Annotated in this window: 13 protein-coding genes and 3 tRNA genes; 10 read left to right on the top strand and 6 right to left on the bottom strand. The window is 64.0% G+C overall.

Annotated elements, in window-relative coordinates; genetic code table 11:
* The first annotated feature begins 318 nt into the window (after positions 1-318).
* Positions 319-462, top strand: a complete 144-nt coding sequence (locus LQK81_RS05375) for a hypothetical protein (protein ID WP_230804073.1) — start codon at positions 319-321, stop codon at positions 460-462.
* Positions 463-549: 87 nt separating this feature from the next.
* On the opposite strand, the gene LQK81_RS05370 is transcribed toward LQK81_RS05375, so the two are convergent.
* Both LQK81_RS05370 and LQK81_RS05365 read right to left on the bottom strand, forming a co-directional pair.
* Positions 550-626, bottom strand: a tRNA-Asp gene (locus LQK81_RS05370).
* A 48-nt stretch (positions 627-674) separates the two neighbouring features.
* Positions 675-751, bottom strand: a tRNA-Asp gene (locus tag LQK81_RS05365).
* Between the two features lie 465 nt (positions 752-1216).
* Here LQK81_RS05365 and LQK81_RS05360 point away from each other — a divergent pair.
* Positions 1217-1292: transfer RNA gene (locus tag LQK81_RS05360), tRNA-Val, on the top strand.
* Between the two features lie 205 nt (positions 1293-1497).
* Here LQK81_RS05360 and LQK81_RS05355 read toward each other — a convergent pair.
* The 3 genes from LQK81_RS05355 to wrbA form a co-directional block, all read right to left on the bottom strand.
* On the bottom strand, positions 1498-2874 hold the full coding sequence (locus LQK81_RS05355) for a hypothetical protein (protein WP_230804072.1): 1377 nt from the start codon (positions 2872-2874) through the stop codon (positions 1498-1500).
* A gap of 251 nt (positions 2875-3125) precedes the next feature.
* A complete protein-coding gene (locus LQK81_RS05350) occupies positions 3126-3440 on the bottom strand; it encodes a sunset domain-containing protein (protein ID WP_230804071.1) in 315 nt (104 codons plus the stop codon).
* A gap of 290 nt (positions 3441-3730) precedes the next feature.
* A complete protein-coding gene (gene wrbA, locus LQK81_RS05345) occupies positions 3731-4330 on the bottom strand; it encodes an NAD(P)H:quinone oxidoreductase type IV (protein ID WP_230804070.1) in 600 nt (199 codons plus the stop codon).
* A 172-nt stretch (positions 4331-4502) separates the two neighbouring features.
* Here wrbA and LQK81_RS05340 point away from each other — a divergent pair, with 172 nt between their 5' ends.
* The 7 genes from LQK81_RS05340 (at position 4503) to LQK81_RS05310 (ending at position 15167) form a co-directional block, all read left to right on the top strand.
* On the top strand, positions 4503-5258 hold the full coding sequence (locus tag LQK81_RS05340) for a competence/damage-inducible protein A (RefSeq protein ID WP_230804069.1): 756 nt from the start codon (positions 4503-4505) through the stop codon (positions 5256-5258).
* Positions 5259-5470: 212 nt separating this feature from the next.
* Entirely contained in the window at positions 5471-6313 is an 843-nt protein-coding gene (locus tag LQK81_RS05335) for a universal stress protein (RefSeq protein ID WP_230804068.1), read from the top strand.
* Between the two features lie 155 nt (positions 6314-6468).
* A complete protein-coding gene (gpt, locus tag LQK81_RS05330; protein ID WP_230804067.1) occupies positions 6469-6966 on the top strand; it encodes a xanthine phosphoribosyltransferase in 498 nt (165 codons plus the stop codon).
* Between the two features lie 815 nt (positions 6967-7781).
* A complete protein-coding gene (locus tag LQK81_RS05325) occupies positions 7782-11606 on the top strand; it encodes a vitamin B12-dependent ribonucleotide reductase (protein WP_230804066.1) in 3825 nt (1274 codons plus the stop codon).
* 840 nt (positions 11607-12446) lie between these two features.
* Positions 12447-12725 (top strand): BrnT family toxin, encoded by a 279-nt coding sequence (locus tag LQK81_RS05320; protein WP_230804065.1) that lies wholly within the window; start codon positions 12447-12449, stop codon positions 12723-12725.
* 34 nt (positions 12726-12759) lie between these two features.
* The gene (locus LQK81_RS05315; RefSeq protein WP_230804439.1) at positions 12760-13047 is read left to right on the top strand and encodes a helix-turn-helix domain-containing protein; all 288 of its coding nucleotides are present in this window, start codon (positions 12760-12762) and stop codon (positions 13045-13047) included.
* Between the two features lie 128 nt (positions 13048-13175).
* Positions 13176-15167, top strand: coding sequence for a PhoX family protein (locus LQK81_RS05310; RefSeq protein ID WP_230804064.1), 1992 nt, complete (start codon positions 13176-13178; stop codon positions 15165-15167).
* A gap of 200 nt (positions 15168-15367) precedes the next feature.
* Here LQK81_RS05310 and LQK81_RS26420 read toward each other — a convergent pair whose 3' ends face one another.
* Entirely contained in the window at positions 15368-15736 is a 369-nt protein-coding gene (locus LQK81_RS26420; RefSeq protein WP_442967076.1) for a hypothetical protein, read from the bottom strand.
* A 697-nt stretch (positions 15737-16433) separates the two neighbouring features.
* Between LQK81_RS26420 and LQK81_RS05300 the strand changes: the two genes are divergently transcribed.
* Positions 16434-17480, top strand: a complete 1047-nt coding sequence (locus LQK81_RS05300) for a glycoside hydrolase family 25 protein (RefSeq protein ID WP_230804063.1) — start codon at positions 16434-16436, stop codon at positions 17478-17480.
* Positions 17481-17531: the final 51 nt, after the last annotated feature.

Raw genomic sequence — 17531 nt, 5'->3', positions numbered from 1 at the left:
TATGTTGCAACGCCCACGTCGTTAGCGCAGTGAGCGCCCCTGTGCAAGGCTTAGGTCGGGCATTCGCCCAAAGAGTGCGCACATTTCCATGGCGCCGGCCGATGGTGACAAAAGGGGAACCTTCGGCGACACCTCGGCCGGCGGGCACCGCGCCATTCGAAAGGCCGGTGCCGCACCCGGCGAAACCCCGGTCGGCATCGCGCCCGCACGCCACCCGGCCCCCGCAGGCGTTCAGTATCCCGTCAGCTATACGCGCCAGACTGGCCGACGTTCGCGAATCGACGGGAACATCAACAGGAGGCGTCGACAGGCACCCCGATGGGAACGAAGAGATTGAACCTGGGCATCGTGCTCGTCGCCGGCCTTGTCGCCGCGGTCTGCGTCATTCCGCTCGTGCCGCACAGGATGCAGGCATCGATTTCGCCCCCGCTCCTGCAGTCCTGGAACGCTGACGGGAACTGAGGTGGGGTCGGGCGCGCCGCCGAGGCAAATTGCCGCGGCACCGGACAGGGGCGTTCTAAACGGAATCAGGATATGGAAGAGAGAAAGTGGCGCGAGTGACGGGGCTCGAACCCGCGACCTCCGGCGTGACAGGCCGGCACTCTAACCGACTGAGCTACACCCGCGCATTTGGTCTTCCGACCGCAACACCCGCAAGATCCGGACCCTGGAAATGGCGCGAGTGACGGGGCTCGAACCCGCGACCTCCGGCGTGACAGGCCGGCACTCTAACCGACTGAGCTACACCCGCATTCTGACCAAGTCCGGATGCCCGCAGGCATCCTTCGAAGCGGCCGGGGCCGTTCGATGAGCGGCTAACTAAGGGGTTCGCTTATGGGTGTCAAGCAGGATTGAAGACAAAACGGTGACGGCGCGCGAATTGTTGAAAACCGCCCCGCCAAACGTCCGTTTCCCCTCCCGATCCCCAGCTTTCCCCTCCCGATCCCCAGCTAGAGGGTGGACAGATTCGTCAGTGGGCGCCTGAGGGTCTCCCGAGCCGGGACGGTAGAAACCGGCCCCTCTCCCTTGGCGCACACCCCGGATTTTCCGCCAGTGTCGCAAACCAGGTCAGGCACGTCGTGCGGACCATGCCCTCACTCCCCGCCCCCACCACGCCTGCCCGCCTCGCCGGCCGTGCGCAAAATTTTGCGAAAAAGATCATCAGGGCTCTTGCGGTTTCATCCGGTTCCGCATAGATCACGGCCACCAACGCGGCGGGCGATTAGCTCAGTTGGTAGAGCGCCTCGTTTACACCGAGGATGTCGGGAGTTCGAGTCTCTCATCGCCCACCATTTTTCCTTCCCTGAAATACGTCATTCCAACCCCGCGGACACGGGATTCTGTGCGCCTTGGAAGAACGGATAGCTTTCATTCCCCGTTGTTGCGGTCAGCGGCCTCTCCCGATAGCACGCAGCGCGGTCGAATCGTCGACGATCAGGAGATCGAGAGTCCCGAAAGCTGTTCGCGGTCGAATTGCTCTGACGATGTCGAGCAATGTTACGTGTGCGGGATATCTGCGAGTTCCCGGCTGTATATCCGGACCACGTCATTGAGCAGTTCCTTCGTCAGGCGCTCATTGTCCTGAAGCCCGAACCCCGCCTCGTAGAGCGGGCGGCTGTTGAAGGCGACCATGCTGTAGACAGCCGGATCCATCTCACTCAACATCGATGCGCCCCACATGCCCATGCGGTGCTCCCAGTAGAACAGGTCCCAAGCCTTGTATCCGAACCGATCGATGCCGTCGTAGTTCGCCCTTCCCCAGAAACCTTCGAAAGCTTCATGACAGAAAGCCAGATAATCCTTGCCCTTCTCGGTCCCTCGCATGCTTGTGCTGTAGGTGTAGGTCATGGCGGTATGGCTGAAAACATTATTTCGCCTCTGGTAGATGGGAAATCCTCTCAGGATCTCGCCACCATATCCGCGGATGAATACGCCGTTGGCGTCGCCATACTCCTTTGCCATGGCCTCGACATAGGCGCGACGGCCACGCATTCCGCCACCCGCCTGCCCCGCCGCACTCGATATCTCGCCTAAACGGTGCTGGGCCGGATCGATCCAGACGTGCTTTACCTCGAGCTTCGACACGATCTCGGAGACGATCGGCCGTTCCTCGTCCTTCAGGGGGCGCACCCATGTCATCCCGAGAAAATCACCGGCGAACGGAGCAAAACCTGCCCTGCTGTCTATGCCGCCCGTGATGCCGAACACCGGCTTGTAGCGCGACCGGATGAAGGGATGGAACGCGTCAAAATATGCCTTTGAAGCAGAAAGGAAATCCTTCTTGCTGGTCGAAGCCATCGGTCCCCTTGGCCAGTAGCGGTGCGTCCCCCGCCCGTCCCAATAATTGTTTGGGACCAGCGCGAACACATTGCTGAAAATCGTCAGATCCCCGGGCAGGTAGCCCACGGTCCTGGATTTGTACTCCGCGGAGGCCATGAAGGCGGCAACCCGCTCCGATTTCTCGGTGCCCAGCGCAGCAGCCAAGAGCGCGGCATGCGAGGCGATGGCCGTCCGGTCAGGCGTGTAGAACACCATCCTCGATCCGAACGGGTCGTTTGCCACGCGGATGCTTGGCCCGGAGAGGAACAGGATCGCGAACCGCCCGCCGAGGTCATCGATACCTGGCCACGGATCGCTCCAATCAAGTCCCGCCAGTCGTGACTTCAGGTCCATGCCGGAATGACAATAGGCATCGCCGAGGACAACGATGTCACCTCCCGCATGGGCCACGACTTCGACACGGGCTTCAGGATGGAGCCAGATGACGAAATCCTGTACGTCCTGGCGAACGAACGAGTCCGATAATTCCGGCCATGTTCCAGCCATCGCCTCGGCCTTGTGATGGCAAAGGAACCCGTAGCGATACTGCAGCATGAGCGTCCCCAACAAAACTTCGGTCGGGGTTCTAGATGGAGGTTCACCTGACGGCAAGCAGCATCTGTCCTGGAGGAAAAGTGATATCTATCGCCCAGGTGATTCCGCGCCGATTCCCTTGACTTCCCAGGGTGCCGGCCCCCACCGTATAGCCGACATCGCCGCCAATGCGGTCAAGGCCAAACGCCTCGGTATCGAGACAGGTCGCGTCGCGGATAGGCGACACCGCACAGGTCGAATCCCTGCCTGCCCTACCGCGTCGCCTTGCGCCAGCCGGCGGCTTGGGCTTCGCTTTCGCTGCAGAACCAGCGTTCGCCGTATTCCGGGCTGATGCGGACCACCTCGTAATAATCCTGGCCGGGGACGCTGTAGATGCGTTCACCGGTCTGGGCGCTGATGTTGCCCTTGATGGCGCAGCCGCGGGCGCGGGCGGTGGCGGAGGCGATGAGGTCGCCGGCGCTGACATAGGTCAGGCCGACCGCGGTCACCGCGGCAAGCGCGATCTTCGCCGCCTCGCGGGAGCGCGGCCATCTGCCGGGGTCCGATTGGCATGGGTGAAACCGCATAGGAATTCCTCCTCCATGACCGTCCCAACGCGACAATGCGGGTATAATGGGGCAGTTGGAGAGAAACCCGGCACCGCTCCACACAGGGGCGGCGGTGGCCGTTGCATATTTGCGCCACCCGTTTCGGGCTGCCCGCGCCCCGATCCCTCGCCCTGCCCTCGGTGCATGAGCGCTCGGTCCGGACCGGCCGGGGCGATCTGCCTTACCGGCGCGGCCGTCTGCCATGCGCAAGAAAAAGGGCGCGGCCGGCGGCCACGCCCTTTTTTGATTCGCGCGCGCGCGAAGCGTCGTCAGCCGGCGATCTTGGCAGCCAGTTTCGCGACGTGTGCGCCCTGGAAGCGGGCAGCGTCGAGTTCGACCTTCGAGGGCTGGCGGGAGCCGTCGCCGTCGGTGATCGTGGAGGCGCCGTAGGGCGAGCCGCCCTTGATCTCGTCGACGCCCATCTGGCCCTGGAAGGCGTAGGGAAGGCCGACGACGGCCATGCCGTGGTGCAGCAGGGTGGGGATAAAGCCGAGGATGGTCGATTCCTGGCCGCCGTGCTGGGTGGCCGACGAGGTGAAGACCGAGCCGACCTTGCCGACGAGCTTGCCGTTGAACCAGAGACCGCCGGTCTGGTCCCAGAAGTTGCGCATCTGCGAGGCGACCGTGCCGAAGCGCGTGCCGGCGCCGACGATGATGGCGTCGTATTCCTCCAGTTCGTCGACGGTCGCGACCGGGGCTGCCTGGTCGAGCTTGAAGTGCGAGGCCGTGGCGACCTCCTCCGGAACGAGTTCCGGCACGCGCTTGACCACCACTTCGGCGCCGGCGGACTTCGCACCTTCCGCCACTGCATTCGCCATGGCCTCGATATGCCCGTAAGCCGAGTAGTAGAGGACCAGTACCCTTGCCATTCGCTTCTCCTGTCGTGTCTGAAACACAAGTCTTTCCGCTTGATTGCGGCTGGCACGAAGATGTAGCAGAGGACACGGTTGCGCCAGAACCCGGCCGGGCAACAGACTGTTCACCACAGATTGACAGTCCTGCCCGGGTGTGAACGATCGGCGCCGGATCAGGAGCGTTTCCATGGGTTCAAGCAAGATCATCACCGCCGGCATGCTCGCAATCGGCGACGAACTCCTCTCCGGACGCACCAAGGACAAGAATATCGGTCACCTCGCCGACATGCTCCACCTCGCCGGCATCGACCTGAAGGAGGTGCGCATCGTCGGCGACGAGGAGGAGATGATCGTCGAGGCGCTGGACGCGCTGCGGGGGCGCTACGACTACGTCTTCACCTCCGGCGGCATCGGCCCGACGCATGACGACATCACCGCGGACGCGGTGGCAAAGGCCTTCGGCGTCGCTTGCACCCACGATCCGGCCGCGATGGAACTGATGGCGGCGATGTATGCGCGGCGCGACATGGAATTCAACGAGGCGCGGCAGCGGATGGCGCGCATGCCGGTGGGCGCCAGCCACATTCCCAACAGCGTCTCCACCGCGCCGGGCTTCAGCATCGGCAACGTCCACGTGATGGCCGGCGTTCCGCAGGTCTTCGTCGCCATGCTCGAGGCGCTGCTGCCGACGCTCCGGACCGGTGCGCCCGTCCTGTCGCGCAGCGTCGTCTCGCCCTTCGGCGAAGGCGATATCGGCACCCAGCTTTCGGCCATCCAGAAGGCGCATCCCGACACCTCGATCGGCTCCTATCCGCGCTTCGACGGAAACCGGTTCTCGACCGAGATCGTCATCCGCAGCCGGGACGAGGCACCGGCGGAGGCGGCCGAAAAGGCGATCCTCGCCGTGATCGCCGAGATCGCCGCGGCCAAGGCTGCGGATTGACCGGCGTTAAGGACGGCGGCCCGGGGAAGCACCACAGTGACGTCGTCGCCGGCAATTCGCACGCATTTGCGGCCCCCATGCGATGAGAGGTCGCAACCCCCTTGAACTGCGGGCGATTTGGGGAAAGGATCAATCGGGATTTCAACGCGTTACCGCTCCGCGGCGTGAGTTGCTGCTGGCGGCGCAACGGCCCGAACACAACGGAGAGCGCCATGGCATACAGGACCATCACCGCCGTACTCAGCACCGCCGAGGACGCAGAAAAGGTCACCCGGCACGCGATAGCACTGGCCGAACGGCACGGCGCGCATCTCGTCGGCGTGCATGCGGAAACGCCGATCGTCGTCACCATCGCCGCCCCGATGGAGTTTCCCGACCCCAACGCCATCATGGAACAGCAGGCCCAGGCCCGCGAGGTGTCGCAAGCGATCGAGCGGACGTTCCGCACGCTGGCGCAGCGCTCGGGCGTGTCGCACGAGTGGCGCCTCTTCACCGGCAGCGCCGGCTACAGCGCCAGCGGCGTGATCGACAGCGCACGCGGCAGCGACCTCGTCGTCGCCGTCCAACTCGATCCCTACGGCGACGGCCCTTCGCGCGCCGATATCGAGGACCTGCTCTACGAGAGCGGCCGGCCGCTCTGCCTGATCTCGGATGCGGTGGCCGGGCCGGAGGTGCCGGACCGCGTCCTGATCGCCTGGAACGGCACACGCGAATCGGCACGCGCCGTCTTCGATGCGCTGCCGCTCCTGAAGGAGGCGAAGGAGATCGAGATCTTCTCGGTCAATCCGCCGGACGATGCCCTGCAGAGCGCGGGGCTTTCCGGCAGCGAGATCGCCGGCGCCCTGACGCGGCACGGGCTGAATGTAAGCCTCAACACGGCGAAATCCGGCGGCGACAGCGTGGCCCACGTGATCAACCGCCGCGTCACCGAGACCGGGGCGAACCTGCTCGTGATGGGCGCCTTCAGCCACTCCTGGCTGCGCCACCGCCTGTTCGGCGGCGTCACCAGCGCGATGATGAAAGAATTGCGGGTCCCGGCGATCATGTCGCGCTAGCGCCGGTCGGGCGTCCTGACTGGACGTTGGCTGGGCATCATGGCTGTGGATCGGGGCGGCGCCCCGCGGAGGCAGTGATTCCCTTTTTCGCCCTTCTGCTCTAGAAGGGCGAAACCAGCCGCAATCTGCCGGACGCCCGGCGAAAGGAGCCCGCCATGTCGCTTCCCGACAAAGCCTTTCCCGTTTCCTGGGACCAGTTTCATCGCGACGCCCGCGCGCTCGCCTGGCGACTCGCCGACGGCGACCGGGAATGGAAGGCGATCGTCTGCATCACCCGCGGCGGCCTCGTCCCGGCGGCGATCATCTCGCGCGAACTGAACATCCGCCTGATCGAGACCGTCTGCGTCGCCTCCTACCACGACTACCTGTCGCAAGGCGAAATGCACGTGCTCAAGGGGATTGCGCCGGAGCTGCAGCAGAACGGCGGCGAAAGCATCCTCATCGTCGACGACCTGACGGACACGGGAAAGACGGCCGCGCAGGTGCGCGCGATGCTGCCGAAGGCGCATTTCGCCGCGGTCTACGCCAAGCCCAAGGGGCGGCCGCAGGTCGATACCTTCGTCACCGAGGTCAGCCAGGACACCTGGATCTACTTCCCCTGGGACATGGGCTTCACCTACCAGGAGCCGATCGCCAAGGGCCCGCGCGGCTAGGACCGCCCCCTCACGCATCGCATGCTGCACAGGCGCGGAGCCGGGTCTCTCCGCGCCACGGCGCCGCATGGCCTTCGAACCATTGCCGGCCACGGCTCGGCCCGAGCGGGCTTCCCGGGCCCCTGCCCCACGCTTCGCCAGGCGAAAGAATCCGGCATCGGAGGGCGGCCTGCCGGGCCCTTTTCCCGGCCCATCCTTGTGCGTCCTGATTCGGTTTTCACATCCGTTGTGGCATGGCAATCGGCTGTCGCCAATATGCCGCAATCCACCCCGAATTTTGCCCTATTATTTATTGGGCTATCCACAGCCGGAGCGCGCCCCGCGCCGTGACCACGGCTGAACCGGCTGATTTTCCGGCATTTGCGCCATGTCCCCGCTTTCCACAGGCAACACACACAACATCTAGCGTCCACAAATCCGTCATAAACCACCCCTTGACGGAATCGGGTGCCTTGGCGTTAATGGTTTCCACGCTGCAACTGCGGCTGGGCCGACGAGTTTAAAGTCCGGTTCCGACAATCAAAAAATACAGAACGATGACCATGCGTCGAGGTGGATGAGCCGCCAGCCGCAGGGGAGGTTTTTGCGCACGATTTTGTCGCGGTGACGCCGCGAAAAGACTGGCATAAAGAAGTTGTTAACACTATATTTAGTGTTTGCAGCCACGCTCAGCACAAGATACAGGGTGCCGCGAAAACGGGTTTCCCGCATAGACATGACGATTGAGCTGGCTGCGCAAGGTCGCGGCCGGTCGGGGATAATTGCGCCTAGAGGCTGGCCACAGCGGGCGCGCGACAACCAAAGGACAAGGGACCATGCGCATAGAACGTCGCTTCACCAAGCAGGGCCAAACGGCCTATGCAGAGATCGAATTCCGCAAGGCCACATCCGAGATCAAGAACCCGGACGGCTCGATCGTTTTCCGGCTCGCCGACATCGACGTTCCCGCGCAGTTCAGCCAGGTCGCAGCCGACATCCTGGCGCAGAAGTATTTCCGCAAGGCCGGCGTGCCGGCGAAGCTGAAGAAGGTCGAGGAGAACGACGTCCCCTCCTTCCTGTGGCGCTCCGTTGCCGATACCGAGGCCCTGAAGGCGCTCCCCGAGGGTGAGCGCTACGGCTCGGAGACCGATGCCCGCCAGGTGTTCGACCGTCTCGCCGGCACCTGGACCTACTGGGGCTGGAAGGGCGGTTACTTCGCCTCGGAAGAAGATGCCTCCGCCTTCAAGGACGAGCTCGCCTACATGCTCGCCACCCAGCGCGTCGCCCCGAACTCGCCGCAGTGGTTCAACACCGGCCTGCACTGGGCCTACGGCATCGACGGTCCCGGCCAGGGCCACTTCTACGTCGATCCCTTCACCGGCAAGCTGACCAAGTCCAAGTCGGCCTACGAGCATCCGCAGCCGCATGCCTGCTTCATCCAATCGGTCGAGGACGATCTCGTCAACGAGAACGGCATCATGGACCTGTGGGTGCGCGAGGCGCGCCTGTTCAAGTACGGCTCCGGCACCGGCTCGAACTTCTCGCACCTGCGCGGCGAAGGCGAGCGGCTTTCCGGCGGCGGCCGTTCCTCCGGCCTGATGAGCTTCCTCAAGATCGGCGACCGCGCGGCGGGCGCGATCAAGTCGGGCGGCACGACGCGGCGCGCGGCCAAGATGGTCGTGGTCGACATCGACCATCCTGATATCGAGGCCTACATCAACTGGAAGGTCAAGGAAGAGCAGAAGGTGGCGGCCCTCGTCACCGGTTCCAAGATCGTCGCCTCCCACCTGAAGGCGATCATGAAGGCCTGCATCAACTGCGCGGCCGACAACGACGCCTGCTTCGACCCCAACGAGAACCCGGCCCTGAAGCGCGAGATCCGTGCGGCCAAGAAGAACCAGGTTCCGGAAAACTACATCAAGCGCGTCATCCAGTTCGCCAAGCAGGGCTACAAGGACATCGAGTTCAAGACCTACGACACGGACTGGGATTCGGAAGCCTATCTCACGGTATCGGGCCAGAACTCCAACAACTCCGTCTCGATCAAGGACGACTTCCTGCGGGCGGTGGAGAATGACGGCGACTGGAACCTGACCGCCCGCAAGGACGGCAAGGTGATGAAGACGCTGAAGGCGCGCGACCTGTGGGAATCGATCTCGTATGCCGCCTGGGCTTCGGCCGATCCGGGCCTGCACTTCAACACGACGATGAACGACTGGCACACCTGCCCGGCGGCCGGCCCGATCCGCGCCTCCAACCCGTGCTCGGAATACATGTTCCTCGACGACACGGCCTGCAACCTCGCCTCGCTGAACCTTTTGCAGTTCAAGGACGCGGCGACGAAGAACATCAACATCGCCGACTACGAGCATGCCGTCCGCCTGTGGACGATCGTGCTGGAAATTTCGGTGATGATGGCGCAGTTCCCGAGCCGGCAGATCGCCGAGCTCTCCTACGAGTACCGCACGCTCGGCCTCGGCTATGCCAATATCGGCGGCCTGCTGATGTCGTCGGGCATCCCCTATGATTCGACCGAGGGCCGCGCCATCGGCGGCGCGCTGACGGCGATCATGACCGGCATCGCCTATGCGACGTCGGCCGAAATGGCCGGCGAGCTCGGCACCTTCCCGGGCTTTGCGCCGAACCGCGACAACATGCTGCGCGTCATGCGCAACCACCGCCGCGCGGCCTACGGCGAGACGGTCGGCTACGAGAAGCTGTCGGTCGACCCGGTCGCCCTCGTCCACAGCGATTGCCCGGACCAGGACCTGATCGTCCACGCCAAGCTCGCCTGGGACAAGGCGGTGGAACTCGGCGAGAAGCACGGCTACCGCAACGCCCAGACGACCGTGATCGCGCCGACCGGCACGATCGGCCTCGTCATGGATTGCGACACGACCGGCATCGAGCCCGACTTCGCGCTGGTGAAGTTCAAGAAGCTTGCCGGCGGCGGCTACTTCAAGATCATCAACCGCGCCGTTCCGGAAGCCCTGCGCACTCTGGGCTATTCGGAGGCGCAGATCGCCGAGATCGAGGCCTATGCCGTCGGCCACGGCAACCTGAACCAGGCGCCCGGCGTCAACCCCGGCTCGCTGAAGGCCAAGGGCTTCACGGATGAGAAGATTGCCGCCGTCAACGGCGCGCTGAAGAGCGCCTTCGACATCAAGTTCGTGTTCAACCAGTGGACGCTCGGCGCCGACTTCCTGAAGGAAACGCTGAAGGTTTCCGACGAGCAGCTCGCCGACATGAGCTTCAACCTGCTCGAGCACATGGGCTTTGCGAAGAAGGACATCGAGGCCGCCAACATCCACGTTTGCGGCGCGATGACGCTGGAGGGCGCGCCGTTCCTGAAGCACGAGCATCTCGCCGTCTTCGATTGCGCCAACCCCTGCGGCAAGATCGGCAAGCGCTACCTCTCGGTCGAGAGCCACATCCGCATGATGGCGGCCGCCCAGCCGTTCATCTCCGGCGCCATCTCCAAGACGATCAACATGCCGAACGAGGCGACCGTCGAGGACTGCAAGAACGCCTACATGCTGTCCTGGAAGCTGGCGCTGAAGGCGAACGCCCTCTACCGCGACGGCTCGAAGCTGTCGCAGCCGTTGAATGCCGCGCTGATCGAGGACGAGGACGACGAGGATGCGGTCGAGGAACTGGTCGCAGCCCCCGCTGCCGCCCAGGCGGTCGCCGTCACCGAAAAGATCGTCGAGCGGATCATCGAACGCGTCACCCGCGAGCGCGAGAAGCTGCCGAACCGGCGCCAGGGCTATACCCAGAAGGCCGTCATCGGCGGGCACAAGGTGTATCTGCGCACCGGCGAGTTCGGCGACGGCCGCCTCGGCGAGATCTTCATCGACATGCACAAGGAAGGTGCGGCCTTCCGCGCGATGATGAACAACTTCGCCATCGCCATCTCGCTCGGCCTGCAATACGGCGTGCCGCTCGAGGAATATGTGGAGGCCTTCACCTTCACCAAGTTCGAGCCGGCCGGCATGGTCATCGGCAACGACGCGATCAAAAACGCCACCTCGATCCTCGACTACGTGTTCCGCGAACTGGCCGTCTCCTACCTCAGCCGTAACGACCTCGCCCATGTCGACACTTCCGACTTCGGCAACACGGCCCTCGGCAAGGGCATCCAGGAAGGCAAGACCAACCTGATCTCCACCGGCTGGACCCGCGGCTACAAGCCGACGCTGGTTTCCGGCACCGGCGGCGAGCGCCCGCTTTCCGAGCCGAAGGGGGCTGCGACGGCGGCACCGGCCAAGGCCGCCTCGTCCGGCAACATCACCGCCTTCGCCGGCGGTGCGGCGCGCAAGCTCGAGCCGACCGTCGCAATCTCGACCTCGGAGATCGTCGCCTTCAAGCGCGATTACGAGGAGCGGGCGGCGGAACTGGCCGAGGAGATCGCCGAGGAAGCCCCCGAGGAGGTCGCCACCGAAAGCCAGCAGGCCGTGACTGCCCTCTTCTCCGACAAGGCCGCCGCCGACGCGGCCGCCGCCAAGGCGGAGGCCAAGAAGGTGGAGAACGAACGCCGCATGCGCTCGATCGCGCAGGGGTATACAGGCAACATGTGCTCGGAGTGCCAGAACTTCACGATGGTGCGCAACGGGACGTGCGAGAAGTGCGACACGTGTGGTGCTACGAGCGGGTGCAGCTGAGCGGCCAATATCCGCGAAAGAAAGTAAGAAGCTAAGAACCAAAGGCGGATGATTTATATTGGCCCGGGCAATCAATGCCCGGGCGGCTGTATATATGCCTACGCCGATGCGCTCGTTGCCGAATCGGCACGCCAAAAACTTTGCTTCTGAGGCGATGTGAAGATGAATGATATGGCGCAAAGATTGTGGAAAACTACGTTCTCCACAAAATTCTAAAATTAATGCTTTGCAGGGATTTATCCACAAGATATAGTGCGAGACAGAATAGTCAGCACACAATGTAGATTACAAGCCCATTAATGTCGCGATTCTCTGATGGGGTCAAGCATGTATGTGGACAACGTGGATAACTTGGACGCTGGACATTCTAACGCAGGCATTGAAGCATAACAAAAAAGGCGACGTGACTCCTACATCACGTCGCCTTCGGAACAGTCAGGGAGGTCCTGCCGCCCTGTGTCCAGGTGCTTTGGATAAAGCTTGGGTATGCTGTTCCTCCGATCAACAGATGTCAAGTGCGCGCAAGCCTACTTGGCAACGCAATGATGCAGGAGAAAGGAAGAACAACATGGCAACCGGACGCACCGCCCGTACAGGCGAAACGTGCCCCGAGAGCGGTGTCTGGAAGGTAGTTGGTACGCCTTCGACAACGGCACCGATTGCGAAGGGCAACCGCATGCCGCCTTACGGCGGCAACGCGGTAACTTGGCAACTCATTCAACTTGCGTAGTTGCGAGCATCAGTAGAGGCCAGCCCATAGCTGGCCTCTATTTTCGTGCATTGCGATTTTCTTGTCGACATCTCATGCTGCCCATTACTACTGGAAATCCGTAGTCGCCCATGCTAGATTTCGAATGGGATGAACAGAAGGCTGCGGCCAACCTCGCCAAGCACGGCGTCAGCTTTTCTGATGCCTCCGCCATATTCAACGATCCCTTCGCCCTCGACATTGAGGAATGGTCGATGAACTACGGTGAAGTTCGGCGGCGCATCATCGGCCTTGGAAACGGTCGCCATCTGACAGTCATATACACGGAGCGTGGTGACACAATTCGTCTCATCTCGGCCCGAAAGGCGACACGTATAGAACGACGGGAGTACGAAGATGCCAAGTGGTAAAACGCAGCAATCCGACTGGCCCCGTCTCGACGCAATGACTAACGAGGAAGCGGAAGCCAATGCGCGTTCGGATCCGGATAACCCTCCGCTGACACAGGAACAACTGCGCTCCGCGCCCCGTATGCCGCAGGTCAAGGTCATCCGTCGTGCGCTTGGGCTGACGCAGGAAGAGTTCTCCGCCCGTTACCGCATCCCGCTCGGCACCTTGCGCGATTGGGAACAAGGGCGCACCGAGCCGGATCAGCCGGCGCGGGCCTATCTCAAGGTCATTGCGGTCGATCCGGAGGGCACGGCCAGCGCGCTGGCCATGGGTGCGGCTTAGGCAGACCCGTAGTCAAATCCTGGCAAGCCTCCCTGCCCCGCCCCATTTGTCGCAAAACCGAAACACGCCGTCTCTAAGGGCTAGAACGACTCTAAACCGGGAGTCCATTCGAACGCGGAGACAGCCTGATGACCGAACAATTCTCTCAAAAGATTTTTCCGACGACCCAGCTCGAAGATGCCGACGGCGACGGGCATAACCCGACCGCCAACCCGACCATGGGCGAGATCATCGGCAAGCGTTTCTCGCGCCGCGGCTTTCTGCAGGGTTCGCTCGCTGTCTCGGCGATCGCCGCAACCGTCTGTCCCGCCGCGCTTCTGAGCGCTCCCAATGCAGCCCGCGCGGCCGGCGGTTCGGCCTTTTCGTTTGCCGAGGTCGAGGCCGGCGTCGACGCCAACCACCATGTCGCCGAGGGCTATGACGCCGACGTGCTGCTGCGCTGGGGCGACGCGCTATTTGCCGATTCGCCCGCCTTCGACCCGACGAAGCAGACGGCGGCCGCGCAGGAGCGCCAGTTCGGCTACAACAACGACTATGTCGGCTTCATCCCGCTGGAAGGCTCCTCCGAGCATGGCCTGCTCATGGTCAATCACGAATATACCAACCCGCACCTGATGTTCCCCGGCCTTGTCAAGATCGTCGACGGCAAGGTCGAGCAGGGGCCGCTGTCGAAGGAGCAGGTGGACGTCGAGATCGCCGCCCATGGCGGCACGATCGTCGAGATCCGCAAGGTCGACGGCAAGTGGCAGGTGGTGCCGGACGGCAAGCTGAACCGCCGCGTCACCGCCAGCACCGAGATGCAGCTTTCCGGTCCCGTCGCCGGCCACGACCGCGTCAAGACCCATACGGACGCCAGCGGCACGAAGGTTCTGGGCACGCTCAACAACTGCGCCGGCGGGGTGACCCCGTGGGGCACCTACATCATGGCGGAAGAGAACTTCCACGGCTATTTCTCCGGCGAACTGCCGGCCGGCCATGCCGAAGCAGGCAACTACGAGCGCTACGGTGTGCCGGAGGGCGGCTATGAATGGGCCAACTTCTACGACCGCTTCGACCTTGCCAAGGAGCCGAACGAACCGAACCGCTTCGGCTGGATCGTCGAGGTCGACGTGATGGATCCGACCTCGGTGCCGAAGAAGCGCACCGCTCTCGGCCGCACCAAGCACGAGGGCGCCGAATCGATCGTGGCCCAAAACGGCAAGGTCGTCTTCTACCTCGGCGACGACGAGCGCTTCGACTATGTCTACAAGTTTGTCACCGACGGCACCTACAATCCGGACGACCGCGCCGCCAACATGGACCTGCTCGACTCGGGCACGCTCTACGTCGCGAAGTTCAACGAGGACGGCACCATGGCCTGGCTGCCGGTCGTGCACGGCGAAGGCCCGCTGACGGCCGAGAACGGCTTTGCCAGCCAGGCGGACGTGCTGATCGAGACCCGCCGCGCCGGCGACCTTCTCGGCGCCACCAAGATGGACCGTCCCGAGGACGTGCAGCCGAACGGCGTCAACGGCAAGGTCTACGTCATGCTGACCAACAACACAAAGCGCAAGGCCGACCAGGTCGATGCCGCCAACCCGCGCGCGGAGAACGCCTTCGGCCACATCATCGAGATCGAGGAAGATAGCGGCGACTTCACCGCGACCTCAGGCAAGTGGGAAGTGCTTCTGAAGTGCGGCGACCCGGCCGTCGCCGACGTCGGCGCCACCTTCTCGACCGAAACGACGAAGAACGGCTGGTTCGGCATGCCCGACAACTGCGCCGTCGACGCCGCCGGCCGCCTGTGGGTCTCGACCGACGGCAACTCCAACAAGGCCACCGGCCGCACCGACGGCCTCTGGGCGGTGGACACCGAGGGCGACGCCCGCGCCACCTCCAAGCTGTTCTTCCGCGTACCGGTCGGCGCGGAGATGTGCGGCCCGCTGTTCACGCCTGACGACGAGACGGCCTTCGTCGCCGTCCAGCATCCGGGCGACGGCGGCGAGGACTGGGACGGCCACGGCCGCCCGTCCTACTACGAGGACCTCTCCACCCGCTGGCCGGACTTCAAGGACGACATGCCGGTACGCCCGGCCGTGGTCGCGATCACCAAGGTCGGCGGCGGCAAGATCGCCGTCTGATCCTGACAGGCCCATGGCTGCGGTCACCGGTGACCGCAGCCTGCCCAACGCGACATCACAAGGTCGGTTTCGCAAGGTCGATTTGGCAGGGACGACCTCGCAACGTCGACAAAGCCGGCCGCAGGCATGCGGCCGGCGACCGCCCTTCGCCCTGTCCCTTCCAGACGGTGGAATGGAGATGCGGCGAAGAACTCCGAGGCCTACTGCCAGCCGCCGTTCGGCAGGCGGCCGTGGTAGGGCGTATCGCGGCAATGGCCCCACGGGCCGATCCAGTAGCCCGGAGGGCAAGGGTTGCCGACGACGGGCGGGTAATAGGGGCGAGGCTCGTAGTAGCGCGGTTCGGCCGCGGCGGCGCCCAGGACGGCGCCGGTCGCAAGCCCGACCCCGTACCAGCCGGCATTGTTCCAGCCGCGCCAGTGATCGACGAACAGCGCCGCCGGCCCGCTTGCGCCGGCAAGGCTGCCTTCGAGCACCGTGACGTCGAATGTCAGCGTCGTGCCCTCCAGCGTCGGCGCCTTGAGCGTCACCACGGCATCGCTGACATCAGCGCCGCCGCCGAGGACCGAAATCGTCGCATTGGGCGGATCGCTTTCGAAATTATCCGGCCCCTGCCCCCATTGCCTGACGATCTCGTCGGTCGAGACATGGCCGGCGGCCCGCACAGGGCGGTCGGCGAACACGATCGCGCTCGCAGCCACGCCGGTCAGGACGAGCTTTTCGCCCTCCAGCGTCGCCCCGTCGGAATTGATCACCAGGAGCGAGGCGAGCGGGCCCTTCTGGGTGACCTGGCCGACCGTCTTCTCGAGCGGAACATGCGGCTTCTTCGCATTGTCCTGGCTCCAGGCGCTGCCGCCGTTCAGAACCGTCATGCTGCCTGCCAGAAGGAGGCAGAACGCTTGCTTGCGTGTCATATGCGCATCTCCGGAATGGGTTGATGTCGATTTGTCGGAATCAATTTTCTGTCATCCGCGTCGTCGTGGCGCGGGAAAGGACCGGGTCGGCACGATGGGCGCCCATCCGGCCTCAAGCGCTGCAACCATAGGCTTTCGCGGGATTTCCGGCCAGCGAAATCGACGGCCGCGGCGCCGCACGAAAGCCATGTCCCGAATGCGATTCCTGCAGCACCGGCCGGTTGCGGGCGTATCAATTTCGCACCGTAAAGATTGGATTCAGTCTTTCTTGGTAATTCTCCGTTAGCCTTTCCTCCCTGTGGTTCCTGGCGGCTCCGTTCGGGCCGTCTTCCTTGGTCTTGCGTAACGGGTTCCCATGCACCTTTCGGCCGCCCCTGCCCTCATCCTCCTCGGTCTCGCGCTGGCGGGCTGCTCGTCCAGTTCCGGTCCGGAGGCGCTTCAGGCGGGGCTCACCTCCCGCGAGACGACGAGTTCCATCGTGCGGCCGGCGGCACCGGTGCCGGTCGCCGACGTCGGCGATGTGGCCGGCGGGGAGACGAGCGACGACAATCCGCCGCCGCACGAACTCGCCTGGGCCGGGCCGGTTCCCGACCAGCAGCAATTCGAGGCGGTGACGCGCGATGCCGGCATGGCGGTGCCCTCGCAGCGCCCGCTCCAGGCAATCGCTCCCGAACAGCCGGCCACGGGCCTAAAGAGCGGCAAGCGCTCGCGCATCTACAGCCAGCGCTTCGGCGACGCCAAGCCGATCAACTTCGGCAAGGTCAGCCCGCGCCACCACGCCGTCCACGGCGTCGACGTCTCGCGCTGGCAGGGCGAAATCGACTGGATGACGCTCAGGACGCAGGGCGCGAACTTCGCCTTCATCAAAGCCACCGACGGCGGCGACCATCTCGACCCGATGTTCCAGAAGAACTGGCGCCGGGCCAAGGAAGCCGGGATCAAGCGCGGCGCCTACCACTTCTTCTACTGGTGCCGCACCGCCGGCGAGCAGGCCGACTGGTTCATCCGCAACGTGCCGAAGGAAGCCGGCGCGCTGCCGCCGGTGATCGACGTCGAATACAATGCCGAATCGAGCTGCAAGCGCCGTCTGTCGCGCGCCGTCGTGCTGGAAAAGATGCAGGTCTTCATGGACAAGCTCGAGCGCCACTACGGCCAGCGCCCGATCATCTACACCGCACCGGACTTCTATGCCGACAACCTTTCCGGCGAGTTCCCGAACCATCCGTTCTGGCTGCGCTCGGTCGCAGCCCACCCGTCCAAGCGCTATCCCAACCGCAAATGGGTGTTCTGGCAGTATTCCGGCTCGGGCCTGTCCCAGGGCGTGAACGGCAAGATCGATCTCAACGTCTTCCGCGGCAGCGAACGCGACTGGCACAACTGGCTGGCCGGCCAGTCGAGCTGACCGGCCGTACGTCGGCGCAGATTGTGATGAAACGCGCCGGCGCACCATCAG

The organism is Rhizobium sp. GN54 (genome assembly GCF_021026345.1).
In the GTDB taxonomy this organism is placed as follows: domain Bacteria; phylum Pseudomonadota; class Alphaproteobacteria; order Rhizobiales; family Rhizobiaceae; genus Mycoplana.
Note: the sequence above shows the minus strand (reverse complement) of the source record. Positions and strands in the feature narration are given on the sequence as shown.

Excerpts from the sequence above, each read along its gene's own strand:
- LQK81_RS05325 (WP_230804066.1), top strand. The coding sequence starts at position 7,782 with ATGCGCATAGAACGTCGCTTCACCAAGCAGGGCCAAACGGCCTATGCA.
- LQK81_RS05335 (WP_230804068.1), top strand. The coding sequence starts at position 5,471 with ATGGCATACAGGACCATCACCGCCGTACTCAGCACCGCCGAGGACGCA.
- LQK81_RS05375 (WP_230804073.1), top strand. The coding sequence starts at position 319 with ATGGGAACGAAGAGATTGAACCTGGGCATCGTGCTCGTCGCCGGCCTT.
- wrbA (WP_230804070.1), bottom strand. The coding sequence starts at position 4,330 with ATGGCAAGGGTACTGGTCCTCTACTACTCGGCTTACGGGCATATCGAG.
- LQK81_RS05350 (WP_230804071.1), bottom strand. The coding sequence starts at position 3,440 with ATGCGGTTTCACCCATGCCAATCGGACCCCGGCAGATGGCCGCGCTCC.
- LQK81_RS05340 (WP_230804069.1), top strand. The coding sequence starts at position 4,503 with ATGGGTTCAAGCAAGATCATCACCGCCGGCATGCTCGCAATCGGCGAC.
- LQK81_RS05300 (WP_230804063.1), top strand. The coding sequence starts at position 16,434 with ATGCACCTTTCGGCCGCCCCTGCCCTCATCCTCCTCGGTCTCGCGCTG.
- gpt (WP_230804067.1), top strand. The coding sequence starts at position 6,469 with ATGTCGCTTCCCGACAAAGCCTTTCCCGTTTCCTGGGACCAGTTTCAT.
- LQK81_RS05315 (WP_230804439.1), top strand. The coding sequence starts at position 12,760 with ATGACTAACGAGGAAGCGGAAGCCAATGCGCGTTCGGATCCGGATAAC.
- LQK81_RS05355 (WP_230804072.1), bottom strand. The coding sequence starts at position 2,874 with ATGCTGCAGTATCGCTACGGGTTCCTTTGCCATCACAAGGCCGAGGCG.
- LQK81_RS05310 (WP_230804064.1), top strand. The coding sequence starts at position 13,176 with ATGACCGAACAATTCTCTCAAAAGATTTTTCCGACGACCCAGCTCGAA.
- LQK81_RS05320 (WP_230804065.1), top strand. The coding sequence starts at position 12,447 with ATGCTAGATTTCGAATGGGATGAACAGAAGGCTGCGGCCAACCTCGCC.